The organism is Aeoliella fuhlenseeensis, from assembly GCF_052161615.1.
In the GTDB taxonomy this organism is placed as follows: domain Bacteria; phylum Planctomycetota; class Planctomycetia; order Pirellulales; family Lacipirellulaceae; genus Aeoliella.
This window is the reverse complement of the sequence record NZ_CP197417.1, coordinates 3,592,454-3,617,365: the sequence shown is the minus strand read 5'-3', so window position 1 is coordinate 3,617,365 and position 24,912 is coordinate 3,592,454. Positions and strand designations below refer to the sequence as shown.

General features: G+C 58.9%; 19 protein-coding genes. 11 read left to right on the top strand and 8 right to left on the bottom strand.

Annotated features, from left to right (window positions below; translation table 11 throughout):
• Window positions 1-36 precede the first annotated feature (36 nt).
• The 3 genes from SH292x_RS14280 to SH292x_RS14270 all read left to right on the top strand — a co-directional run bounded on the left by SH292x_RS14280 (window position 37) and on the right by SH292x_RS14270 (window position 8,849).
• On the top strand, window positions 37-1,014 hold the full coding sequence (locus tag SH292x_RS14280; RefSeq protein ID WP_442481687.1) for a DUF1559 family PulG-like putative transporter: 978 nt from the start codon (window positions 37-39) through the stop codon (window positions 1,012-1,014).
• A 94-nt stretch (window positions 1,015-1,108) separates the two neighbouring features.
• The gene (locus SH292x_RS14275) at window positions 1,109-5,332 is read left to right on the top strand and encodes a beta strand repeat-containing protein (protein WP_442481686.1); all 4,224 of its coding nucleotides are present in this window, start codon (window positions 1,109-1,111) and stop codon (window positions 5,330-5,332) included.
• A 199-nt stretch (window positions 5,333-5,531) separates the two neighbouring features.
• Window positions 5,532-8,849: an autotransporter-associated beta strand repeat-containing protein gene (locus SH292x_RS14270; protein WP_442481685.1), complete on the top strand. Its 3,318-nt coding sequence runs from the start codon at window positions 5,532-5,534 to the stop codon at window positions 8,847-8,849.
• Here SH292x_RS14270 and SH292x_RS14265 read toward each other — a convergent pair.
• A complete protein-coding gene (locus tag SH292x_RS14265) occupies window positions 8,756-9,445 on the bottom strand; it encodes a hypothetical protein (RefSeq protein ID WP_442481684.1) in 690 nt (229 codons plus the stop codon). The genes SH292x_RS14270 and SH292x_RS14265 overlap by 94 nt on opposite strands.
• Window positions 9,446-9,756: 311 nt before the next feature.
• On the opposite strand from SH292x_RS14265, the gene SH292x_RS14260 reads away from it, so the two are divergent.
• Together SH292x_RS14260 and SH292x_RS14255 are read left to right on the top strand one after the other, a co-directional pair.
• A complete protein-coding gene (locus tag SH292x_RS14260; RefSeq protein WP_442481683.1) occupies window positions 9,757-10,131 on the top strand; it encodes a hypothetical protein in 375 nt (124 codons plus the stop codon).
• Window positions 10,132-10,224: 93 nt separating this feature from the next.
• Window positions 10,225-10,971 (top strand): YqjF family protein, encoded by a 747-nt coding sequence (locus SH292x_RS14255; RefSeq protein ID WP_442481682.1) that lies wholly within the window; start codon window positions 10,225-10,227, stop codon window positions 10,969-10,971.
• Window positions 10,972-11,020: 49 nt separating this feature from the next.
• On the opposite strand, the gene SH292x_RS14250 is transcribed toward SH292x_RS14255, so the two are convergent.
• Window positions 11,021-12,493, bottom strand: coding sequence for a hypothetical protein (locus SH292x_RS14250; protein ID WP_442481681.1), 1,473 nt, complete (start codon window positions 12,491-12,493; stop codon window positions 11,021-11,023).
• Window positions 12,494-12,912: 419 nt separating this feature from the next.
• Here SH292x_RS14250 and SH292x_RS14245 point away from each other — a divergent pair, with 419 nt between their 5' ends.
• The 5 genes from SH292x_RS14245 to SH292x_RS14225 all read left to right on the top strand — a co-directional run bounded on the left by SH292x_RS14245 (window position 12,913) and on the right by SH292x_RS14225 (window position 17,752).
• Window positions 12,913-13,926 carry a lysylphosphatidylglycerol synthase domain-containing protein gene (locus tag SH292x_RS14245; protein ID WP_442481680.1) on the top strand — a complete coding sequence of 338 codons (1,014 nt, stop codon included), beginning with the start codon at window positions 12,913-12,915 and terminating at the stop codon, window positions 13,924-13,926.
• Between the two features lie 99 nt (window positions 13,927-14,025).
• On the top strand, window positions 14,026-15,054 hold the full coding sequence (locus SH292x_RS14240; protein ID WP_442481679.1) for a glycosyltransferase family 2 protein: 1,029 nt from the start codon (window positions 14,026-14,028) through the stop codon (window positions 15,052-15,054).
• Entirely contained in the window at window positions 15,044-16,576 is a 1,533-nt protein-coding gene (locus SH292x_RS14235) for a hypothetical protein (protein WP_442481678.1), read from the top strand. Before SH292x_RS14240 ends, SH292x_RS14235 begins: the two co-directional genes overlap by 11 nt.
• A 45-nt stretch (window positions 16,577-16,621) precedes the next feature.
• Window positions 16,622-17,194: a DUF2179 domain-containing protein gene (locus SH292x_RS14230; RefSeq protein WP_442481677.1), complete on the top strand. Its 573-nt coding sequence runs from the start codon at window positions 16,622-16,624 to the stop codon at window positions 17,192-17,194.
• A gap of 207 nt (window positions 17,195-17,401) precedes the next feature.
• On the top strand, window positions 17,402-17,752 hold the full coding sequence (locus SH292x_RS14225) for a hypothetical protein (protein ID WP_442481676.1): 351 nt from the start codon (window positions 17,402-17,404) through the stop codon (window positions 17,750-17,752).
• Between the two features lie 57 nt (window positions 17,753-17,809).
• On the opposite strand, the gene SH292x_RS14220 is transcribed toward SH292x_RS14225, so the two are convergent.
• Window positions 17,810-18,127: a hypothetical protein gene (locus SH292x_RS14220; protein ID WP_442481675.1), complete on the bottom strand. Its 318-nt coding sequence runs from the start codon at window positions 18,125-18,127 to the stop codon at window positions 17,810-17,812.
• Window positions 18,128-18,130: 3 nt separating this feature from the next.
• Window positions 18,131-19,225 carry a DUF1559 family PulG-like putative transporter gene (locus SH292x_RS14215; protein WP_442481674.1) on the bottom strand — a complete coding sequence of 365 codons (1,095 nt, stop codon included), beginning with the start codon at window positions 19,223-19,225 and terminating at the stop codon, window positions 18,131-18,133.
• A 148-nt stretch (window positions 19,226-19,373) separates the two neighbouring features.
• Between SH292x_RS14215 and mntR the strand changes: the two genes are divergently transcribed.
• On the top strand, window positions 19,374-19,808 hold the full coding sequence (mntR, locus tag SH292x_RS14210; RefSeq protein WP_442481673.1) for a manganese-binding transcriptional regulator MntR: 435 nt from the start codon (window positions 19,374-19,376) through the stop codon (window positions 19,806-19,808).
• On the opposite strand, the gene SH292x_RS14205 is transcribed toward mntR, so the two are convergent.
• The 4 genes from SH292x_RS14205 to SH292x_RS14190 form a co-directional block, all read right to left on the bottom strand.
• The gene (locus SH292x_RS14205; protein ID WP_442481672.1) at window positions 19,805-20,500 is read right to left on the bottom strand and encodes an RluA family pseudouridine synthase; all 696 of its coding nucleotides are present in this window, start codon (window positions 20,498-20,500) and stop codon (window positions 19,805-19,807) included. The genes mntR and SH292x_RS14205 overlap by 4 nt on opposite strands.
• A gap of 33 nt (window positions 20,501-20,533) precedes the next feature.
• Window positions 20,534-21,334, bottom strand: coding sequence for an SDR family NAD(P)-dependent oxidoreductase (locus SH292x_RS14200; protein ID WP_442481671.1), 801 nt, complete (start codon window positions 21,332-21,334; stop codon window positions 20,534-20,536).
• Window positions 21,334-22,692 carry a GTPase HflX gene (hflX, locus tag SH292x_RS14195; protein WP_442481670.1) on the bottom strand — a complete coding sequence of 453 codons (1,359 nt, stop codon included), beginning with the start codon at window positions 22,690-22,692 and terminating at the stop codon, window positions 21,334-21,336. The genes SH292x_RS14200 and hflX overlap by 1 nt, the downstream gene beginning before the upstream one ends.
• A gap of 202 nt (window positions 22,693-22,894) precedes the next feature.
• Entirely contained in the window at window positions 22,895-24,196 is a 1,302-nt protein-coding gene (locus SH292x_RS14190; protein WP_442481669.1) for an Lpg1974 family pore-forming outer membrane protein, read from the bottom strand.
• Window positions 24,197-24,912 lie beyond the last annotated feature (716 nt).

The window sequence follows — 24,912 nt, the reverse complement described above, 5'->3', positions numbered from 1 at the left end:
CTAAACACTATTCCATGGACGAAGAGGAGGTTTGTTATGAAACGCCAGGCATTCACACTTGTGGAGCTGCTGGTCGTTATCGCCATCATCGGCATCTTGGTGGCGCTGTTACTGCCTGCCGTGCAAGCGGCGCGCGAAGCGGCGAGGCGAACGCAGTGCTCCAATCAACTCCGCCAGATCGGCATCGCCTGTCACAACTTCCACGATACGCAAGGTAAGCTGCCCACTGTTTCGGCTCACCTCACCTACATGAGTTACCTAGCACAGATATTACCCTTCATGGAGCAAACAAATCTTCGTGAGCTAATCAACGAAGGTTACGCTTGGGACAATGCGGCAAACGATGCTGCCGAGGCGACCCCAGTTCCGGCTTTCCAGTGCCCGTCCGTCGGAAACCAGCTAGGTGCGTACACCGGTGGCACCGGTAACAACACTCTGTTTGTCGACCAGTCCTCTTTGCGTGCGCACTACGTCGGCATCATGGGGGCCAAATCGAGCCAGTGCCCGCTGGCAGCGAATGCTCCGTGGCCGGACTCGGGTTATACAATTGCTAAGTGCAACGATGCTGCCATCGGTGGCACGGCGACCAACGGGGTTATCGTTCCAGGCAAAGGAATCAACTTCCGACGGGTTACTGACGGCACCTCGAACACCATGATGGTGGGAGAACAATCGTGGCTGGGTGTCGGTCCCAATCGTTCCTGGATTGTGGGTTCCATTGGCGATGCTCTTGGAGCCTTCGTCTATAACTCGGAGAACGTTTACTTGCCGATGAAGGTGGGATACCGAGAGGACTATGGAAAACCTAACGGTTCAAGTGGCTACGGGAATAACGACGCGAGCCTGGGTAGCGAACATCCCGGCGGAGCTCACATCTTGCGGTGCGACGCTTCCATCGAGTTTCTAACTGAAGACACGGAACTCAACGTACTTAAGGCGCTCGCCACTCGCGCGAACGACGACACGATGAATCCCCCTTCGACCGTCAGCGGTGGCGGTGGTGGACAGCTCTAAGCAAATACAAAGCGGACCCGCGACGCAATGGCGTTAACCGTGCGTCGTCTTATCAATACAATTGAGAATAGCCAGACTCTGTGGAGAACTTCCCATGCTTGTACCTACTTATTTACATCGCTGGTCGATAGCCGCGATTGCGATGGCCGGATTGTTCGCATCGCCTCAATCGCTCGCGATTGATGTGACGCTGAATGCGGGCGATGCCCTCGGTGCGTCGTCCTACAACACGGCGGGGGGGTGGAGCAATGCCGCCGCGCCTTCTGCCGGAAACAACTACATCGTTTCCACCAAGTGGTTGCGCTCGCCCGAGGCAACCGGTGTCTATACCTTTGGTGGCGATGCACTTCGCCTGCAAACCGGAGGAGCGATCCTCAGCAAGAACATCGGCGTGCAAACGCTGAATCAGAATCTGATTCTAGATGGCGGCTACGTTCGGAGCGGTGCCGGAGCCGCGGATATCCTAACGCTTGGTGGTACGATCAACATCACGGGTAATAACGGTGGTCTGATTCCCGATCAGAGCCCGTTCGTCATCAACTCGGCCATCTCGGGATCCGGCACGCTGTTCGTGGGCAACAGCGATATTCTGAACAACTTTGGTGGGGGATCGGGTCCAGGACGTGGCATCGACTTCGCGGGCGCGAGCACGATGACTGGCAACGTGGTCGCCGATGCACTCGACATGGTGTGGACCAACACTAGTAGCTGGCAGTTCAACATCGGAAGCTCGGGCGTCAACAACAACATCGCCGGCACAGGCGTGGCGACGTTCGATGGCATGTTTAACTTCAATCTATCCGGCGCTAGCTCGGCTCCCGGCGATAGCTGGACGATTACCAACGTGACAACAACCACGTACGGAACCAACTTTAGCGTGGGCGGTGGCTTTGCGAGGTCGGGCTCGGTGTGGACGAATGGCACTTACACGTTCAATCCGAGTACTGGAATCCTGGCAGTCGTACCCCCGCCCGTCGAATGGAACACCGATCTCGACAACCAACTGTTCTCAGTCGGTGCGAACTGGACGGGCGGTGTCGCTCCGGGTAACAACGGCGACGCCCTGTTTGGTGGCGTCATTACCGGAAATCGTACCGTGCTGCTGGATACCAACAAGCAGCTCAACAGCCTTTCGGTTACAAACACCGGAGATGGAGATTACTTCCTCGCACCGCAAACCGATCAAGTTCTCACCCTTGTCAACGAGGCGAAGGTCGAAACCATCGGACGCCATTGGCTCAGGGTTCAAGTCGCGGGCACGAGCGGCCTGAATGCCGTGGGCACCGGTGAGTTGGTGCTCGACGCCGATAATAACTTCACCGGCGGTCTTAGCATCAACGATACGAATCTCGCTGTGGTCCACAGCGACGCGATTCCCGCTGGCAACAATATCACCGTGGCCAACAATGGTCAGTTGCGATTCTGGGGCCCCACGAACGCCTTCTTCACAGATCAGGGTTCAACTGGCTTCGTGAATGGCACGATCAACGGTACCGTCTCAGTGGATGCAACAAGCCTCGTCGAGGTGAACGACTCTGCGCAGGTTACCTTCTCCGGCGAAATAAGCGGAGCGGGTGGCATCGCAGTGAACACCGCGGCCCAGGCCACCCTCTCAGCCGCGAATACCTACAGTGGTGTTACTACAGTCAACAGTGGCACGCTCACCATCACGAATGGTTCGGCTCTGGGTGCTGGGGATGGCACCGCAGCGACACAGACCACCATCGCGGGCAATGCGAACACCGGTACGCTCGCATTGTCGGGTAACATCGCCGTGAGTGGTGAGTTGATCAACATGGGAGCCCGCGAAGGTGCTGCCGTGGATTCGGTTCAGCTCACTAGTTCGGGTAACAATTCGATTTCCGGCAACATCTACGGCAACGTCGGCGGAAATCGTTATACCATTGAGTCCACGTCAGGTACGCTCACCCTCTCAGGCACGATCACCACGCCGGATTCGTCGGATCGTGATGTTGTGTTCACCGGAGCAGGCAATTTCAGCGTCGCCAAGATCTCGGATGGCATCCGCAACGATCAAGGCGTGGTGACTCAAGCCGGTGTCGATAACACCATTAGCGTCATCAAACGGGGTTCCGGTACCCTTACCATTACCACAGCGTCGAGCGATCCCGTCGACTACTGGAATAATCGCACCGTCATCGAAGGTGGGACTCTCGCCGTGATGTCCGATGGCAACAGTGGCGGTGAGCTCGCCACCAGTGCCATTGCGGTTCAGAACGGCGCGACGTTCAATGTCAGCAACTTCGGCCAATACACCGTGCAGAACGACCAGTCGCTCTCGGGAGGCGGTACCATCAACACCGGGGCGAACAATATTCGCATCTTCGCCGGTAACAACAATCAAGTCACGCCTGGTGACAACGGTGTCGGCACGCTGAGCGTCAGTGGCAACGTCGTGATGTCGAACCTTGGGACCGGTGGAACGCTGAACTATCAGCTCGGCGATCAAAACACCGTTGGTGGCTCCGAGAACGACCTTATTGCCGTCAGTGGTACGCTCACCACCCCTACCGGTAGCCCCAGCGCTACACTCAACGTTACGCCGGTGTCCGCTGATTTGGCGGGCAATACTGCCTATCGGCTCATGACCCACAGTAGCGGCTCGGCTCCCGATGTGAGTGGCATCTCCACCATTCGCGTGCTTGATAATCTGGGTAACGTTATGAACACGCGGCAAACGTTCTCGGTGTCGTCTACGACTTCGCAGGTGAACCTGGACGTTTCCGGCAACGAGGCGGCCATCACTTGGAATGGTGCCGGTGCAACAGATGCCTGGAACAAGTCCTCTACAAATTGGTCCGGTGGAGCAACCAGCTTCCGTGACCTGGACGATGTGACCTTTGGCGCAGGCGGAGCAAAGACTGTTACCGTCAACGAAGTCGTCTCGCCCGGTTCTATTACGTTCAACAGCAACTCCACTTACACCTTCACCGGAACCGGTGGCATCACCGGCTACGGAGCGGTGAACGTCAACAGCGGCACCGTTAAGATGCAGAACACCGGCAACAACTACGCCGGAACGACCACCGTGGCGAGTGGTGCCCGTCTAGAGATCGGATCCGCCACCACTGGGGATGTCGTCGTTAACGGCACCTTGTCCGTAGGAGCGGCTGGCCTAACACAGGTGGTTGCTCCTGTTAACTTTACTTACCAAGACGGCACCTGGGGTGCCGGCGGTAATACAACGCTGTCGGATGGCTCTACATTGACCCCCACGGCGAGTCCCTTCTGGATGGAGCGAACGGTGTTCGGTAACAGCGGTCAGGTTCTTCAAGCTCAGAATGACGTTCCCACCGATGCACCTGAACTACGGTCGACCATCTCCGGTCTGACGCCAGGTCAGCAGTACACGGTGCATCTCAACTTCTGGGACGCCGATCTGAATGGCGGTGGACTGTGGCGAGTTCAGGCCGGCAGTGCGCCTGGAACGTTGACGCTGTTCGCCGCTCCGAACGAAGTGGCGGGCGCCACCAATGGCGTAGCGCCAGCAAGCCTTACTTATGCAGGCACCGCGCCGATGAACGCCGAAGGCAACCGCCAGATGTGGGCCGCCAACTTGGGGCAGCTCACCGCGGACGGGTCGGGGCAGATTCACGTTTACTTTGACGACACCGGAACTGCGAACGGCGACGACCGCACTTGGTTTGATGGCCTGAGCTACACTAACCAAACAGGGCCCACTGGCGCAGTCACCGGAGCCGAAGTACTCAACGTCGCTGGAGATCTGACCCTTTCCTCCACAGGTAAGCTGCTACTCGACGTCGGCCAGTCGGGCTACAACGACCGAATTGCCATCACTGGCGATCTGGTTGCCGACGGCACGCTGGAAGTGGTGTGGGACGCCGATGCACCAGCGCTGGCCATCGGGTCCAACTTCAACTTGTTTGATTTCGTCGCGGCGACGGGCACGTTCGATACGCTCACGCTGCCAACTCTGGCTGGCGGAATGGCATGGAACACGGACAACCTGCTGATCGATGGCACTTTGAGTGTCATCGCTGCGGGTCTGCTCGGCGACTTCAATAACGATGGCATCGTCAATCTTGCCGACTACACCGTCTGGCGTGACAACCTTGGTGCACCGGACTCGGTGTTACCCGGTGGAAGCACGGACGATGGCTCGGGCCTTGTCGATGCCGGTGACTACGCCACCTGGAAAGCCAACTTCGGCAACACTTCCACGCCGCTCGCCGGTCTCGAGGCCGGACAGACCAATGTCCCCGAACCTGCCACGGGTGTGATTTTGCTGTCCGTGGTTGGTGCGGCTGGCTTCGTCGCTCGTCGGCGTCGTATGTAGAACAAGTGTGAAGGGCAGCTCGAGGGGGTGGTCGTCACAACACTGCGGCAAAATGCCGTTGGTGCTTGCGGCCACCCCTTCGGCATTTAGTGCGGCGGAACTTAGAAGTGAGAGAAGGCGGATGAAGTGGCTCTTCCTGCGATCACGTATCGCATTTGTCGGGGTAACGCTTATTCTTAGCATCTGCGCATGGGCAGACATGCCGGCCGCCCAAGCCGCAATCAACTGGGGGGTCTCGCCGGTCGACACTTGGCCCAACGCTGCCCACCATCAAGCGGCCGTCAACGCCATGACAGCTGCCGCAGGACGATTCAACACCTACGGTCAGTTCACCCCTGTCGACTACGTTTACGTTTTCTACAACGCGGGTGTGCCGACAGCCGATGGAAGTTACTCCTCCAGCGACATTCGATTTGGTGGCACCTACCCTAACGAGCGGGTCACGCTCCACGAACTAGCTCATGTCCTTGGCTCGGGCACGACATCGCAGTGGAACAATCGCTTCAGCGGAGGTGTCTGGACCGGTCCGCAGGTGCAGCAGCTTATCAAGCAGTTCGATGGCGAACAGGCAGAGCTGCGTCAATCGGGCGTGCACTTTTATCCGTACGGACTCAACTACGATAGCGAGTACAGCGACCTCAACGCCCAGCGAAGCGTAGCACTAGTCTATGCAATGCGGGCTGATATGGGGCTCGGTCCCACGGCGCATCCAAGCAGTGCAACATCTGTCACGCTAACCGGGAGCGATCCTTACGGCGAGTCGGGCTTCAATGCTCATTATCGCTGGAGCGATGGCTACTTCGCCCATGCCGGTGCCGACTATCGCACGGGGGCTTACCTTATGCGAACTCCACAGAGCCCTAACAGTTTTACCTTTGCGGGTGAGTCGCTCACGCTCGACAACCCGGCTGTCGACACGGGACTCTACTTCAAAGGAGAAGGTTCTACTGGCGTCATCACTATTCCTAACCTAGTTCTCGATGGCGGCTGGGTCGACCATCGCGGCAGCAATAATCTCGCCGACCTTTTTCAACTTGCCGGGAACGTTCACGTCGAAAGCGATTCCAATATCCGCGCCTTCAATGGCAACATCCACTTGCTGGCCGATCTACATGGCACCGGCACGCTTACCATCCGCGAGTCGGACACCATTACGCAAGATGCTCGCTATGTCGTATCCAAGTCGTCGAGCAATACATTCACCGGAAACTTGGTGAATCGAAGCCGCTACGAGCTTGCCATCGGCGCCAACTTTAACTTCGTCATCGAGCCCGGAGGCGTGAGCAATTCGATCTCAGGATCTACGGCCCGCGCGACGCGGCTCAATGGCGAGTTTCGTTTTGATCTAGCTGCCGCAAGTGCGAATGTCGGTGATAGTTGGAACCTGGTTACTGCGGCTAACACGACCTACGGTAGCACGTTCGAAGTCGCGGGTTTCGATCATGTTGGCGGCGTGTGGAGCAATGGCGATTACATCTTCAGCCAATCGTCCGGCATACTGGCACCCGTCACGCAGTGGGCGAACAGCGGTAGCGGCGCGTGGCACTCGGGAGCTAATTGGAGTGCGGGAGAGCCCTTAGTAGGTGGCGATGCCAAGTTCGGTTCAGCGATCACGGCTCCTGCAACCGTAGCGATCAACTCCCCCGTCGAAGTCAGCCGACTGACATTCGACAGCTTTCACCAGTACACGCTCGTCGGTACGGGGCCCTTGACCCTCGTCGGGGCGCGAGAAGTGAACACCAAACTCGGCACCCACGAATTTGCCACGCCAGTGAGCGGAGATGGCGGGCTCACCAAGCGGGGTGGGGGGACGCTCGTGCTCTCGGCATCGAATACCTTCACAGGCGAGACACGGATCGTCCAGGGAAAACTCAGAATTGCTCACGTCGATGCGCTGGCCACAACAAGCAGCATCGATATCCATGAGGGTGCCACGCTAGAGGTGTCGCCACTGGCCGGTGGGATCGAAATCAAGGGCGGCCAGTCACTTGCCGTGGCGGGCGAGGCTTCGCTGGTGGGCGAGTTCTTGCTGAAGTCGGGTAGTTCGCTCCGCGTCGGGGGCGCTGGGCTGCCGGTTGTCTCCGCACCTCAGCTCATCGACAACTTCGACTCCTACACTAACGCGTCGATCAAAACGATTGGCTCCCACGCGAGTGGCGACGTCACCGGTGGGAAATGGACAGGCGTGTTCAACGGTACGGGAGCCGCGACCATCGAAAACGACTCGACGCCCGCTTCCCCAGACGACAACGTTCTCCAGGCCAACGGCGTGAACTCGTTCGGCGCATCCGACTGGCGCGGAGCGGTGACGAACCTCGCAGTCAACTATGACACCGACTTCACTTTTCGTGACAACACCGAGAACACACTCTTCTTTCAATTCAAAGCGACAACTGGTACCGGCAATTACGACACCATGTTTGGTCTTACCAACTCGACCGCCAACGTCGACAACAACAACGCCTGGCAAGATTTCGCCGTGATGCCCTACTTATCCGGCGGTGGCGTCGGGGCCGCTGACCTTCGGGCCGAAGTCGCAGGTGGGGCCACGGCTACCGCCATCTCTAACATCGCCGGTGACACTTGGTACAACGTCTGGCTGGTGGTCAACGCCCAGGCGAACACGTACGACATCTACACGTCCACTGGTCCCAGCGATGGTACACTCGCCGTCTCCGGCGCCGTGTTTCGCAACGGACTAGGACTTGGCGACCTCGCGGCCTTCGGAATCGCTCAGCGAGAAGGAGGCCGCATCCAGATCGACAACCTGTATCGCTTGGACGGGCGCAACGTCGGCAACCCACTGGTTGCCGGTGGTGGATTTCAGTTTGCAAGCGAAGTCGTCGAGATCGAAGGAGACCTGACGCTCGAATCGGGAGCCGTCCTCATGATGGACATCGCGACTCCGAGTGTCGGCGACCGCTTAAACATCAATGGCCAGTTCACCGCAGGGGGAACGCTCGAAGTCTTTCTGGATAACCGTGCGATTTTACCCTCCTTGGGCAGTGCCTACGATTTGTTCGATTTCACGACCGCGCTTGGCACGTTCGACTTGGTTTACTTACCCTCGCTCGGTGCTGGTCTACGTTGGGACACATCACAACTCTTAGCAGATGGCACACTTGCGGTGGTGCAAGCCCTTGCCGGCGACTTTAATGGCGATGGCATCGTAAACCTTGCCGACTACACCGTTTGGCGAGACGTGCTCGGCAGTGTCGAAGACGCTCAGTCGCTCGCCGGAAATGGTACCGGCGACAACATTGTCGACGCGACCGACTACCTACTATGGAGAGCCAACTTCGGTTCCACCCTGGAGAACGTAACTTTCGCCTCGCAACAAGTTCCAGAGCCAGGGACTCTGGTTCTAGCTTGCGCAATGGTTGTCGCAGCGACCGCGTTGCGGACCCGTCGTAACGTGGCATCTTACTGGGCCAGTGGCACGAGCATGAAGTCGAAGTGGCCCACGACAACTCCATCGGCGCGGGCGACGAACACGCGTGCGAGCGTCGGCTGCTGAAGTTTCAGCGGCGGAAGTTGTAACTTAACTTGTTCGTCATTCCATTCGACGCTGGGCAGCAACAGCGCTTTCCCGTCTGCCAGTAGCACAGCTCGCCCTGGTATAGTGCCGGCCGGATGCGTCGGGATACTCAGTACCTCGCCCGTCGGAAGCGTAGGCAAACTGGCCATCGACGCGACTGCCACGCCTGTCGGCGCGGCGGGTGGGCGGATGGCCTCAAGTGGTATGAACGGCTGGTCGGGCCCGGCACTCAAAAGTTGAACCACTCCGCCGAAGTAAGGATCGAGGGTGGGAGCCAGTCGGTGGAGAGTGATCGAAGGTGTTGCGATGGATGGGTTCGGCGCAGTCACCGAGGTGAGGGCCTTCGCCACTTCGCCTTTCCCGGTGGGGGCGACTGGCGGCACGAGCAGCTCTTGTCCGTCAAGGACTTGAATGTCGTCGTACTGAAACTGAGTACTGCCGGCTGTCGTCGCTTGAGCTTCAAGTTCCCCCGACGGCACATGGGGCTTGGTGTTCGTCCCTTCGGACAATTCGCCGCCCGTGGGGGCAGGGGGTTCTTCCGTGGGGGGAAGCAGCGACCGGACCACCGCAGTCACCGGCAACCACGGGACAGCAGCATGGGTATTGCCAAGGGGTAGGCCCGCGAAAACAAAAATCCAAGCGATCTTATGTGTACGAAAGAATGCGCGCATTTTACGCCTCGCCTAGCAAAGTGACTGACTAAGAGCCGGATTTCTTGGCTCCATGGCTTTTACGAGTCTGCGGACGAGGTGTTACATTGGGAAGCAGTTTTATTCGGGAGCCGGTGGGCGTGGTTGAATGAGCGAGTCGTGTTCAGCCTGGCAACCGAAGGCTAGACTGGGAACGTTCGTGGACCAAACCTTGTCGGGCCTACTACTACGGAGTGATGGCGTTGCGGCTAAAGTATCCTGGTGACAACCTCGCGTGGATGGCCCCCTTAGTGTCAGTGGCGGCTGCTTACCTTTCGTACTTCGCGTTCTCTTCCGGATCGACAGCGTTTGCTGTTTTCATGGGAATACTCGCGGTGCTTGCGGCGCTAGTATGGTTCAATCAGCGATGGGTAGCGATTCCACTGGTGCTGTTCTTCTCGTTGACGCTTACCTTCAGCGTGGTTTCTCTGTTTACGCGCGACATCACTTTGGGACTAATAGGTCGTGTCGTGTTCCATTTGTACTTCCTCTTCGAACTTGTCCGTTGGGCTAGGCCAACGAGCTACGAACCGCCCGCTAGCCTTGACCCGCCCGATTGGAGGCAGATGTGATATCGATGGATTCGCACGAGCTGTTGCGTGTGGATGGGTAAACCATTCTGCGCACTAGAATTGAATCGATTTAGCGCGACAGGCACTTCCGAAATGCGCAGCCCTGACCTCACCGCTATCGACCACCGTCCCTGGCCAGTACCCTCAACGGCCTGGACTTGGCAGCAAGAGTGGTACGACTTGCTCTTCGCTCATTGGCCGATCGAAGTGTCCGAGCTCCGGGCGCTGGTCCCCCCCGAGCTAGAGATTGACACCCATTCGGGTGCGGCTTGGATCGGCGTCGTGCCTTTTCGAATGCGAATTAAGAGACGCGGTATGCCGGGCGTTCCCACGGCCTCTCACTTCGCCGAACTGAACGTGAGGACCTACGTGAAGCTCGATGGCAAACCAGGCGTATGGTTTTTCAGCCTCGACGCCGAGAGCCGACTCGCCGTTTGGGGCGCGAAGCGGTTCTTTCATCTGCCGTACTATCACGCTGCGATGCAAACCAAGCAGCAGGGAGACTGGATCGACTACGTAAGTACCCGACGTGGCGTGGCTGACGCCCGATTCGCCGGCCGCTACCGACCTATCGGGCCGGTTGCATTTGCGATGAAATCGAGCCTCGAACACTGGCTCACCGAACGTTACTGCCTATTTGCTCGCTCGAAGCGCGGAGCCTACTGGTGTGGCGAGATTCATCACTCGCCCTGGCCTTTGCAGCGAGCTGAAGCCGAGATTCGCGAGAACACGATGCTCGCCCCACTCGGACTGGCAACCTCGGACGCCGATCCCGTGTTGCACTTTGCGAAGAGCATCGACGTGGCGCTGTGGCCCTTGCAGAAGGTTACAGTTCTTTGATTCTTGACCCAGAGCAAGCTTGCTCCGGGCCGCTGCCAACGACACAACCTTACGCGGCCATTGACCGTGCGAAATTTGGCGACGTACGACGAAGCGCGACGCGGTATTTATTCCGCATGTCGACGATGTTGAGCCACTGGTACATGTTGACAACCACTGCACCCAGGGCAATCGCCCACGCCCAGACGGCGGCAGGCAGGTTGGCACCCTTGGCGGCCTCGCCTGCCCCACCGGTCACCCCAGCCTGCTGAATGGCCGGAGCCCATGATTCGGTGTTGGGGCGGTTGGTGCTTTGAGTCGACGCAGGATTAGACGCTACGGGAATAGGAATTGGGACTATTTGTGTAGTCCCCCTATTGTTACCTGCCGGGTCGAGGGCTCGATCGTAAGGATCGCCAAAACTGGTAAGGCCGCCGGATGTTACGGGATTGCTATTGCCAAAGGCGTTGTTGGTCGAGCCAATCGCCGGGGCGTTATTGCTAGCTGGCATGCGATTGTCCACCGCATTTAAAGAGGTATCGACGAGCGGGCGGACAATATTGTTATTCTGCTCGCGCGTGAGCTGCGACGGCGCTGGCTGCTGTGGGAACTGCGTATTCATATTCGCATTGTTACGAGCCTGCATGTCCGCCTGTTCTTGCCGCAGTTGCTGCTCACGTTGAACACGATCCCAGTACTGCTGAGTAGTTTCTTGCGGAGCGTTCGTGGTGCTCGTGATTGTGGGCTGAGTGTTGGGGTTACTCGCCGGCGGGTTATTGAGCATGGATTGCTCGCCTTGCCGATAGGGCTGCGTGGCAGTTGTGTTGGACCATTGCGGTGTGGCCGTAGTCACAGGCAGTGGCTGGAGGCCGGTGGTCGAGTTGGTCAAGGCGTCCTGCGTGTTTTGAATTGTTTGGTTAATCCCGGCCCGCATGGAGTCGGCCGCATTGTTGATCGTATTGTTCGCCGCCTGAAAACCCTGGTCGAGCTGCTGTTGCAAATCGATGTTGGTGGGGTTCGTTGTCGCCGTTGGTTGGGTGGTGGTCCAGTTTGGGTTGGTCGTGTAGTTGGGATTCGTATTCGGCTGAGTCGCAGGAAGCGACGTGGGCTGCGTATTGGTCGGGACAACCGGCGGGAGCGTCGTGTTATTCGCTGGCGGAGCCGTGTTTCGCATCGACCCGTTGTTGAAGCCCGTCGCATTGCGACCAAACCCTCCCGCGGGGCCGGTTTGCGCTAAGAGGTCAATGCTTGGCGAGGTGGCCGCGTCCAGATCCTGACGATAGGTAGTTCGTGCAGTGGCCGACGGCCGGAGCTTCTTGGCGAGCGGTTCGTTTCCCACGATCACCCGGATGCGCCGAATCGGCGAAACCTCGGCTGGGATGTTCGTCTCAATGGCGTCGGCTTCGCCCGACTTCATCCGCTCGAACAACTCGGGCTCGACCTGCACCGTGTAGTCGTACCCCTTGGTGGAGTCGGCTGATGGCTCGTAACCAAACGTCACAGCCAGCAGCGGGGCAAGCAGCAGGAGGGTAGGGGAGGTCATGGCGCTATGCGTGGGAGTAAAGAGAATTCGATCGATGCAGCCGGAATGTCGCCATGCAATGAAGCGCCTTGGCGACTAGATCGAATTCGATGAACTCGCGCCCCGAGGTGGGGCTGCGACTCGCCGGATCCTTCCGCGCTCGCGACTCCTAAAGACAGCGACCATCGGCAACCGGGCGGCATGCGCCAAGCTACCAACCCTCGATTCTAGCGAAACACCAGAAAACATCCTAGAGAAATTGGGAGAGCCTACGCATTAACGTGACGGAAACGCCAACTCTTCGCGGATGCTATCACTCCGTATCTTGCCTTGCTTACCCCACTCAACGTACGCTATTGCCTAAATTGTATCGTGGCCGGGCTTTTCCATAGTTCGCGCGCCGACACATTCCCCGAGTTCTTGCGAATCCGGAATCCTGCATGCAGCCTCGTTCACTTCTCAATCGACTGACTGGCCCTGCGGCCAGGCGCCACGTGATTCGTTGGGGGGTAACGCTAGTTGTTGTGGGGCTAGTGTTGTGGTTTGCGGGTGGGACAGTGAAGAAGGGTTGGCAGCAATTATCCGATGCCGATCTTGTCATTCATTGGCCATGGGTGGCCGTTTCTGCGGTTCTCTATCTGGTCGGGCTCGCACCTCAAGCGTTCTTCTGGCGAATGACCCTCGCGCGACTTGGCGAACATCCTCCGATGTTTGCCATCATCCGTGCCTACTATTTGGGCCACCTAGGGAAATACGTCCCCGGCAAGGCGCTGGTTGCGGTGCTTCGTACCGGAGTGCTCGTGCAAACGGGATGCAACATGCGACGCGCCGTCGTGAGCGTGTTCGTCGAGACGCTGCTGTTTATGGCAACCGGCGGGGCGCTCGCTGCCGCGCTGCTCGTCGTGAGTGGCGACGGACCATCGAGCTACATCTGGTTATCGGCGGGGCTCGCGCTACTCGTGGGCGTACCGGCGACTCCTCCTGTCGCGCGGCGCCTCGCTCGGCGGATTATCGCAAAACAACCACCAGCTTCCTCCGACTCATTGGCCGCAGCTCCAGCGACCGATCCCGTATCGGGGATTACTTGGAGTCTCACCGCGGCGGGAGTCCTGTGCTCGACACTCGCTTGGGGGGTACTCGGTCTCAGTTTGTGGGCTGCCGTGCGGGCGGTGAGTGACATTCCGGTTTCCCCAATCGCGCAACTCGCCCTCTGGATCGAATCGGTGACCCTTCCTGTCGTGGCGGGATTTTTGTCCTTGATTCCCGGCGGACTGATGGTTCGCGACGTCCTTCAGGTCGAACTCCTTACACCGACGCTTCCCGCGGACGTGGCGCTAGTCGTCGCAGCGGCTTGGCGACTTATTTCAGTTGCATCCGAGGGGACCCTCTGTGCTATACTGGAAGCCTCCCGCCTGTATCGTTCAACGCGTCCCACCTCCAACGATACACCCTGATACGGCGGCCGAGGTCGAGCGATGAACTTCCTGGCCAGGCGGCACTAAGTCTCATCGCAATCACCTCGGCCGACGCGTCGCATCGACAAGTAGTCACGCATGACACCCATCACTATTGTCGTACCGGTTCTCAATGAATCGGAAAGTCTCGTTGAACTCCACCGGCAGCTTCATGCGACCGCGACGAACAACGATTATCGGATACGAATCGTGTTCGTGGACGATGGTTCGACCGATGGCACTTGGCGAACCATCACCGATCTCGCCGCGAAGGACTCCAGCGTTCTCGGCATTCGCTTTCGCCGCAACTTCGGCAAAGCTGCCGCGCTCACGGCCGGTTTTGATGTCGCCGAAGATCCTTATGTCGTCACCATGGATGGGGATCTACAAGACGATCCCGGCGAACTGCCGCTCATGCTTCGCAAGCTGAACGAAGGCTTCGATGTCGTCAGCGGCTGGAAAGTCGACCGTCAGGACCCGTGGCATAAAACGTTGCCGTCGAAGGTGTTCAACAAACTCGTCGGTTGGCTCACCGGCGTGAAGTTGCACGATCACAACTGCGGCTTCAAGATCTACCGTCGCGAGGTGTTCGACGAAGTGCGTATCTACGGCGAGTTGCACCGCTTTGTTCCCGTGCTTGCCGCCGCCCGTGGCTTCAAAGTCGGCGAAGTTCCCGTCAACCATCGCGCCCGCGAGTTCGGCCACTCCAAATATGGCGTGACGCGGATCATCAAAGGTTTGCTCGACCTTTTCACCGTCAAATTCATTACCGGCTTCGGCCAGCGACCTCAGCACCTGCTCGGTGCCACAGGTCTTGTGGCGTTTTTGTTTGGGTTGGTGTTGCTCGGTTATTTGGCCGTCGTATGGATTGCTTCGCGTTTGATTGATGGCTGGGATCCCGTGCATCTCCATCAGACCGCCGTGCTCTACTACGCGCTCGCCAGTTTCCTTATCGGTGGTCAGTTCCTTTCCGTCGGCTTGTTGGGTGAGATGATTACCGCTTTCTTGATTCGCAAGGCAGACATGTATTCGGTGGCCGAGTACTCGGGGCCCCACGAGCAGGTGCCGCGCACAGGTGGCCCTCACCGTCCGCCGATGAACGCCGCGCGGGAGTCGCATGACCGGTAATCCATCCTCGCCAATCTCGGCAGATTCCACCCGCGGTCTCCGACGATCGATTTATGCGATACTGATCGTCATTGCCGTGGGGCACATGTCGGGCCGCATCCTATCGGTGAATTCCGAGAATCTCGCCGCGCTGAGCGAATCGCGCATTGCTGAGCGACTCGAAGCGTTTCGCGCCGCCCAAGTGGCCGCTGGAGCCGATGAGGCGACTCTAGAAGACCGGCTTACTCGTAAGAGGCAAGAGCTGGAGCAGCAGATCGGAATGGAACGCCCCTTCCTAAGCGCTAACGATCGCAGTCGCTGGCTTACTATTCGATCCCTAGTAGAGGAGGGGACGTACGAGGTCGACAACTTCTTCCGCGAACCGCGGTGGGATTCCATCGATATGGTGAGCCACCTCGGTCGTGATGGCAAACAGCATTACTACTCCAGCAAGCCGCCGCTCATGGCTACGATGCTGGCCGCCAAGTACTGGGTGATCACCAAGCTCACCGGATGGAATCTTGGGACGCATCCTTACGAAGTGGGACGGCTTATGCTGCTGCTCACCAACGTGCCAGCGATGATCCTGCTGTTTATCATCGTCGCGGCCCTCGCCGAGCAGCTTGGCACCACCGACTGGGGACGCATCTTCGTCGTGGCCACGGCTTGCTTTGCGACACTTCTGACGACGTTTGCAGTGACGCTCAACAATCACATCGTCGGCGCGACGAGCCTCGCGGTCGCGATCTACTTTTTCGTGCAGATCGTGCGATCGTCGTCGCCGCGCGGATGGCATTTCCTGATGTGCGGATTGGCCGCGGCATTCGCTGCGGCGAACGAGTTACCTGCCCTGGCGTTTGTCGCGATCCTAGGCCTCTTGCTTCTGGTTCACGACTGGAAGCGAACTCTCATCTGGGGCGTGCCGGGCGTGGCGATCGTGGCGGTCGCGTTCTTTGCCACGAACTACATCGCCCACGATAGCTGGCGACCTCCTTACGCCCATCGAAGCGAGACCGACGCCAGCGACAACTGGTACTTCTACAGCTACGAAAAGAATGGCCGCACCATTCAGAGCTATTGGCAGGATCGCCAGGGTATCGACAAAGGCGAGCCGAGCAAGTGGATATACGCCCTGCATGCTTTTGTGGGGCACCACGGCGTGTACTCCCTCACGCCAATTTGGATACTGTCGCTCGCAGGCATGGGGATGTGGGCTCGATATGGCTCACGACTTGAGCGTGAGCTAGCGCTGATCACCATCGCCCTCACGCTCACTTGCTTCGTGTTTTTTACGGCTCTCAGGCCGCTGGAAGATCGCAACTACGGCGGACTGTGCGTCGGATTTCGGTGGGTTTTTTGGCTTTACCCTCTGTGGCTTTTGGTGCTCATTCCCGTGCTCGACCGAATGAGCCGCAGCCGCGCGGCTCGCGGGGTGGCCCTCGCGCTGTTGTGTTTCTCGCTGGTTTCCGTAAGCTATCCGACCTGGAACCCTTGGCAACATCCGTGGCTTTATCAGGCCATGGATCATTTCGGTTGGTTGTAGTGCCGGTGACCTCGCCAGCACTCGTTTCTGGCAGGTGAAACAAGCATGGAAGCAATGTTCGCGCTACCCGTTTGGTTGGTAGCGATCCTCATTTTCTTGCTGCGGATCATCGACGTGTCCCTGGGCACCTGTCGCACCATCGCCGTGGTGCAAGGACGCATCACGCTGTCCGTGGTGCTTGGGTTCATTGAGGTGCTCGTGTGGATTACCACCGTCGCGAACGTCATCCAACACGCCAGCGGCAACGCTTGGCTGCTGCTGGCGTACGCAGCGGGGTTTGCCGCCGGCAACGCGACTGGCATTTATCTCGAACGCTGGCTCGCCATGGGGATGGTGATTCTGCGAATCATCTCCGAGCACGCCAGCGAAGAGCTCGCCGAGGTGCTGGGTGCCCAGGGGCGACAGGTGTTCCAGTTCGATGGCACACGAGAGAACTACTTCGTCACCCTGTTCTACGTGCCGGTGCGTCGCCGCGATGCATCACGCCTTCTTGCAAAGGCCCAGAAGGTCGACCCCAATCTTTTCTACGCAGTCGACACACTCCGCGACTCCAACATGCTCAACACCACACCGCTCCCCACACCAACGGGCTGGCGGGCGATGGTGAAGATGAAATAAGGTCGCTTGGCTGCCTGGCTGGATCGCCTCCGATCAGTTTCGGGTAGGGTTCTGTGGCGAGAACCTTGCTAGCTCCTAAGTAGAAGCCCTTTTCTCGCATTTCGGCGGTTCTGGCGCGGTTCTTGCATATTGCTGATTCCACGAACAAACGAGTCCGTTCGCGGTGTGCGAGCGGCCACGCGAACAAACATGCTCGGAGGAAGAATCATGGCGACTGCATTTACGAAGTGGGCAGGTATTGGATTGATGTTGGTGTTCCCCGCCTTCGTTGGCTGTGAACAAACCGCTCAAGAACAGCTCGAAGAGCAACGCGAAGACGTTGAAGAGGTGCAGGAGGACGTGAACGAAAGCAGGGAAGATCTCCAAGAGGCGCAGAACGAGCTTGGAGAAGAACGGGCTGACGCCTACACCGATGCTGATGACCTACAGGATGAACGTGAAGAAGTAGGTGACGCACAGGACCAGCTTCAGCGCGATCAAAATCAGCTGGAGAAGGAAATGAAGGATGCGGCGCAGGAGCAAGCCGACGCTGCAACAACTCCTGGCACTCAGCCTTAGTTTTTTGGGCGAGAACCGAATTTGAAGACATTAGCAGCGGTAGGTATCCTACCGCTGCTATTCTTTGCGCACTCCTATTTGCGCCTCCATCAGCTCACGGCATTCTCCCTGCGCCGATTTCCAATCACCGCTTTTCGCCGTGGCGACGATATCGGAGAGAAGGTCGAACTCAGAGTCGTTCAGCTCCTTCGCTGTTTGGGCTTCCGCAAGCTTCGACTCGAATTCGGCGAGTTTCTCCGTCGATTGGCGATTGGTGATCGAGTACAGAGCCTGCGTGTACTCGTAAGTCTTCGGGCTCACCTCGCCATAGCCGCAGCCCATGACGGAAATGAGGGCGAGAGCGACAAAGCAAAGTGGAGTGTGACAGTAATTCATGGCTTACAGCTCCCTCGGGACTTCGTTCTCATTCATGCTGGACGACTCGGCCCATAGAATCAGGTCGACGTCCTCTGTAACAAACCGCACCGATCCATCACCGAGGCAGACGTTGCCTCCGCCGGGATGCTCGGCGAACATTTGCCCCGTGTGAAGCGTCGGAAAATTAACCGGGTGAATAATGGGAAATCCGGTGATGTCGCACTCGCCACCTGACGGGCCGGCGTGACATAGCACGAGAGTTGCTGCCGAGTCGGGGCCGTTTTCTGGGGTTGTCGATCTTGGGTGGACGGTCGCTCCTGGGACGACTCCAACCCAAGTCTTATCGCTGAGAGAGGACGAATGCTCTCCCAAAAAAATGGTATTCGACAGCCCATCGGTCACTTGCCGAAACTCTGTCTTCGAACTGCGGTAGAACGGCCCATCCGCGATGCGGGAAATGTCACCCGCGACCGCGACTTCATGGACTCCCGAGGTATCGCATCCAGCGTGGATGTTGCGAAATGCCGGAGCAGTGGGTTGCGATCCACAGTCGCCCCAACACGATTCTTGCCCGTGACTCGCTACGTAATCCGCCCGACCCACTTCGACTTGCGTGCCCCCGATACTTAGCGTGTTGCCGGACTCGTTTTGCAGCAGAAATGGGTCGCGTGGCCCCGAACTACTTGGGCAGCGGAGGGCCTCGGGTTGCTGGCGAATCACACTCAGGTGGTTGGGGTGCCAGATCGGTTGCTCGAAATCAATAGCGGCACTCGTAGCGCCTTGCTCCATGTAGTCGAGCAGATAGGCCGTCCATCCCCAGCCGGGTGGGGCATCCCAAGTCGAGGCGTCTCGCAGTGGAGAAACCGGTGTGGAGAGAGAGTTCGATGCGTATCCAGGCGGCAACTGTTTCTTGGCCGATTCGTAGTTGTGTAGTGCGAGGCCCAGTTGCTTGAGATTGTTGGTGCAGGAATTTCGTCGAGCCGCCTCTCGGGCTGCCTGCACCGCAGGGAGCAATAGTGCGACCAAAATGCCGATGATAGCGATGACCACCAGCAGCTCGACCAGCGTGAAAGCGTTTCGTTCTTCGCGAGATGCAGCCAAAGCTCTACTCCCCATTCGCTTTAAGGTTTAGCCTGTGCTAAATTGACAGGTGAAGTTTAGCCACGGTTAAACTGCTGGTCAAGCACCCGAGGGCAAGTTAAAGTAGAGGTGGAGATACTGCCCCCGCCGATGGGGGGAGGCTAGGCGGAGATTTGTTAGACCGATGTCCAGCTCGAAGCAGCAACTACCGAACGAGTACCAGCGGACTCGCCGCGATCATGCCAACGAGACCGCCGAAGACTACGTAGAGGCGGTGGCTCAAATCGAGGGCGAGTCGGGCGCCTGCCGGGGGGCCGATCTTGCCAGGTTGTTCGAGGTAAGTCACGTTACCGTGACCAAGACCATCGCACGTCTCAAAGACGAAGGTCTCGTCGACACCCGGCCATACGGGCCCATCACGCTCACGCCTCGCGGCCGGCGAATGGCCCGCGAGTCGCAGCGACGGCACGATATCGTCCTCGCTTTTCTCCAGGCGATTGGTGTCGGCGAGGAAACCGCCCGCATCGACGCCGAAGGCATTGAGCATCACGTGAGCCAGGAGACGCTCAAGTGCTTCGAGCGCGTGTTGAAAAAGAACACCGCCAAGAAGAAGGCTTAGTCGAGGGCTGGCCAGTATGCGGGCAGCGGTGCCTCGATCACCACTTGTTCGTCCCGCATCGGGTGGCGAAAGCCGAGTGTGCGGGCATGAAGTGCAATCGCGCGATCCCGTTCATCTTCGCATTCGGGGCCAAACGCGACGCTCGAACCGTACTGCGAGTCGCCTAGCACGGAGTGGCCACGCGACGAGGCCTGCACGCGAATCTGATGCGTGCGGCCGGTTTCTAGCTCAATCTCTAGCCAAGTCGCACCGTTGACCTGCCCGCGAACGCGATAGTGCAGGATGGCCTTCTTGCCACGCGGATCGTCTTCGGGAACGACGATGGCCTGCGCCATCCCGTGACGCTTGTGCAAGTAGTCGATCCAAGTTCCTTCGTCGGAGTCCAGCGTGCCTTCGACGAGCGCCCAGTAAGTCTTGCTGACTGTGCGGTTCTGAAACTGATCGGCCAGCCGCTTGGCCGCGCGGGCGTGACGGGCGAACGTGATCGCACCTGTGACCGGCCGGTCGAGCCGGTGGATGATGCCAAGGTAGAGATTCTCTTCGGCCGACTTCTCCTCGCGAGCGCGATAGAACTCCTTGACGGCAATTTCCAGGCTATCGATCCCCTGCGGTGCCTGCGTCAGCAGCCCCGGCGGCTTGTTGACCACTAAGCAGGGGCCATCGTCGTAAAGCACTTCGAGTGGAGCATTCATAAATGGAGGGGCAGCCGCTCGCGGCTTAGCCTGTTAACTTCTCGTTCGCCGCGCTAACCTCGCCATCACAGTATCTACCACCCCTGGAGCCAAGCGATGTGCAAACAACATCCACCATCCGCTCCAGTTCGGCACAATCTCATGCTTGCCGCGTTCGATCGCTCGCACGGTGGCACGAGCCACGCGCTCGGCGGTGACTCCCTTCATGCCAGCCCACGGTAGTTTGACGCGCTGTTCGATGAGCTGGCTGGCCAAGTTCGACTCCGTCGTTCCCGGCGAAACCAGAAGCACTTCGATGCCTTCCGACTTGAGCTCGGCACGTAGCGACTGACTCCAGCCGGTGAGGGCAAACTTACTAGCGCAGTAGTCTCCCGTAAAGGGAATGCCGCGGTGCCCGAGTATGGAGCCAATGTTGACGATCATTGGCGAACGTCCCTGGCGGAGCAGCGGAAGGGCTTCGCGGGTCAGCTCGACGGCTCCGAAAAAGTTGACTTCGAAAATCTGCCGGAGCACTTCGGACGAGCCAGTGGCAAAGTCGCCACTCGCGCTGATGCCTGCGTTGTTGATCAGCAGGTCGAGGCCGCCAAATTCGCGCTGGGCGAACTCAAGGGCTGTATTACGATCAGCAGCATTGGTAACGTCGCCGACGACGACACTCGCTTGGGTGCCAAGCTCACGCGTCTCGGCTCGCACTTCGGCCAGCCGGTCGCCATTGCGGGCGAGTAGCAAGCACTGGACACCTTGCCTCGCTAGCTCCAGCGCGATCGCCTTGCCAATGCCTCCCGAAGCACCGGTGACGAGGGCTCGCAAACCACGTAGCTGGCGGCGAGACATTAGGCTACGTCGTCCACCGAGGCGGGGAAGTTGCCGTCTGCTGGCTTGGGCTCCGCGTCCGGTATCGCAACGGCCGGGGTACGCTCACGAATAGTCGCTTCCGTGTCGCTGATGCGGCCCAGGTACTTGCGCGGCATGCGGCAGTGAATGGTGGTCCTATCGCCATGGTGCGTCCGGCTGAGGATCTCGCCGTGCTGGGCGATGAACGCAGCGAGTCGACCGTTGTCGATCGCCATCTCTACGTCAGCATCCACGAAGTTGACCGTCAGCATTTCGCTGACGGCGCGCGTCAGTTGGTCCATGCCGTCGCCCGTCACCGCACTCACCGTCACCGCCGAGGGATAACGTTCGACGAGCTTGGTCAGCTCTGCGGGGTCGGCCACGCGGTCAACCTTGTTGAGCACTAGCAGCGTGTCCTTCTGCTCGATGCCGAGTTCTTCCAGCACCGTGTAGACGGCGGCAATCTGATCAAGCACGGCTGGGTTGCTCGCATCGGCTACGTGCAGTAGCAGGTCGGCTTGATGGGCCTCCTCCAGCGTTGCCTTGAAGCTAGCGATCAATCGGTGAGGCAGGTCGCGAATGAAACCGACCGTGTCGCTGAGTAGCACCGGACCCCAGCCCGGCAGACTCCAGCGGCGCGTGCGGGTGTCGAGCGTTGCAAACAGTTTGTCTTGCGCCAGCACCCCCGCATTCGTGATGCGGTTCATCAGCGTGCTCTTGCCAGCGTTCGTGTAGCCGACAAGCGAAACCGTCATGTGATCGCTACGGCCTTCGACTTCGCGCTCGCGGCGCTTATGAATCTTCTCGAGGTCGCGGCGCAGATCGACGATTCGCTTTTCCACCAGCCGACGGTCAGTCTCGAGCTGCTTTTCACCAGGGCCACGCATGCCGACGCCCATCTTCATGCGCGACAGGTGCGTCCACATCCGCTTGAGGCGGGGCAGGGCGTACTCGAGTTGTGCGAGCTCCACTGCTAACCGTGCTTCGTGCGTTTGAGCACGTGTGCTGAAGATGTCGAGGATCAGCTCGGTGCGGTCGAGCACCTTCACTTCCAGCGACTGTTCGAGATTTCGAACCTGAGCCGGCGACAGATCGTTGTCGAAGATCACCACGTCGGCGTCGGTCCCTTTGACCAACTGGGTGAGCTGTTCGAGCTTGCCCTTGCCAAGATACGTGGCAACATCGGGCGTGCCACGGCGCTGCGTTAGCCGGGCGACTACTTCGGCCCCTGCCGTTTCGGCAAGGCCCGAGAGTTCTTCGAGAGGTTCTTCGCTGCGAGTATCACCCGGGAGCTCGACGCCCACCAGGACGGCGGCTTCGCTATCGACTCCCAACTTGCGATCAATGTCCGTTGGCAACTGGCTCAGGGCTCCTATGCGTGAAATGGTTGGCCGGCGGGTTCAGCCGGGCCGGGGGCCCTACCGCCTTGCACCACTTGTATTATACCTCGCCAATGAGCACTGCCTACAGTCGAAATCAAAGGGCGCGAGGCGGCGAATCCGGCCTGTAGGACCGAATTCGCCGCCATTGGTTCGCGCAACCCTCCCCCCGGATAGTTTTTTACCAAACGTATTCCAGACCGATGTTCGCACCGTGGTACAGCGAGGAGCTTTCCTCGATTAGCACCGGCGTGCGGCTTCCGGACAGGAACAGTTCGTTATTGAAGTCGAAGTTGTTGGCGGCCAGGGCCATCGTGTTGATGAACAGCACGTCGTAACCGGCACGAAGCGACCAGCTCGGTAGAATGTCGAACACGGCACTCACGTTACCTTCGCCGATGAACGCGACGCGGTTGCCCTTAGCCACTTCGAACACCGGCCCGCTCAAAGCGGTCGAGTCGACGTTGTTTGTGTACTCGGCACGGTTGTTGTAAATACCCGCCTTGCCCTGTGCACCGATACGGCAGCCCTGGCGAACGGTCACCCACGCGTCACCACCGATCTGAGCACCCACGAGGTCGTTCGTAGTGCGAGTCGAGAAGAACGCGTTGCCGCTGCTGGCGATCGTGGTGAAGTTGAGCGTCTCGCTAACACGGGTGTAGCGAACACCAGCCAGCCAAGTACCCGTTACACGAGGGTTAAAGCCGACCCAATACCGGCGGAAGCTGATTTCGCCGTTGTGCAGTTCTGACAGTAGTTGAAGCTCGACGCTGTCAGCGGCTTCGGTCGAATCGAGACCGACACCACCAAACGGATCGGTGCCGAAATTGCTGAAACCGGTGAAGATATTGCCGTTGCCTTCGAGCCCTGAGACGGCTCCGTACTCAAACAAACCTGAGTAAGCCACTTCCAGCACCGACAAGGCCCCTAGGTCATACCGACCGGTCAGTCGCATACCTGGTTCCCACTCAAATTCTACGTCCTCCGTGGTCAGCGCGAGGTCGGGATTCACGCCATTGGAGACGTCCGTGATACCAATCGTCGCGAAGATCCGCGACGGGTCGGCGGAGCTTTCTTTGTCCCAGTACAGGGCTTCAACCGAGAAGTCGAAGTAGTGCGGGCCACACTGGTCTGGCCCTAGATTCAGTCCGTACTCTTCGCAGGCAGGGTCCATGCCGTAACCAGTTCCTTGGGGCCCGCCGCATGGATAAGGTCCACCGCCGCCATTGCAGCAGTTGGCCATGGGGCCGCAGCCGCCACCAGGCCCGCAGGGTGGTCCGTAACCACCACCAGGACCATAGCCGCCGCCCATCATGCCGGGACCGCCCTGGTCGCCGCAGTACGAGGCGGGCATCACTACGGGATCGCCATGGGCGTTCACCCAATCGCTGTTTCCGCCGCCGAACAGCCCGCCAGAGGCGGCAGGTTGACCCTGCGGAGCGCCACCTTGGAAGAGAGCCTGGCGCACTTGGCCGCTGGCCATCGTAGGCAGCAACAGCGCAAAGGCCACAGCCCAACCGCAGGCACGACCGTATGAAGGTGCCGAGATCATCAAGTTTTCCCCCCTCGAAGCTGGCCGCAGTTACCCGCGGGCCATGCGTTTGATTCAAAGCCAGACGCGCCCCCCGCGCGTCCGTCGCTGTCACTACCCACCGGCACCCTGTGCCCGGGAAATGAGGCTGCAAGAACTATCGGATCGGGCGAAGCCGGAAAAGCAGACTTCTCGTCAAATCCATCAAGGTTTTCCAAAATTGTCCAACCCGCCATCGGCGGGAGCACCCATCGTCAGAGTGCCGGACCCCCCTGGGCCCCGGTGGCCCCCTTCTTCCGGGGGATTTTCAATGCTGGGACAGATTGGTGGAAATTCTTCCGCTCCAGCGGGAACTTCGCGACCGCCAGAAGCGTCAAAATGCGTTAAATCGTTTCCGACCAATAATTTGACACTAATTTTCCTCGTTGCTACTATCGATGGAAGCGGCTAAACCCGCACGGAACCCCACCCGGCCTTCGCACCCCTTCTGCCCCACCGCGCTTCCTCTCCCACCCTCCAAGCTTGGAACTGGGAAACAGTGCGCGTCCTCAGCAGTTAGGGTCGCCCCGATGTCAGCGGAACCATCGAGGGGTGATTGCTCCGGAAAAATAGGAACAAGCGGCTTAACGGTACGGAACTTACGGTTCGACTGAGCGTTAAGTCAGCAT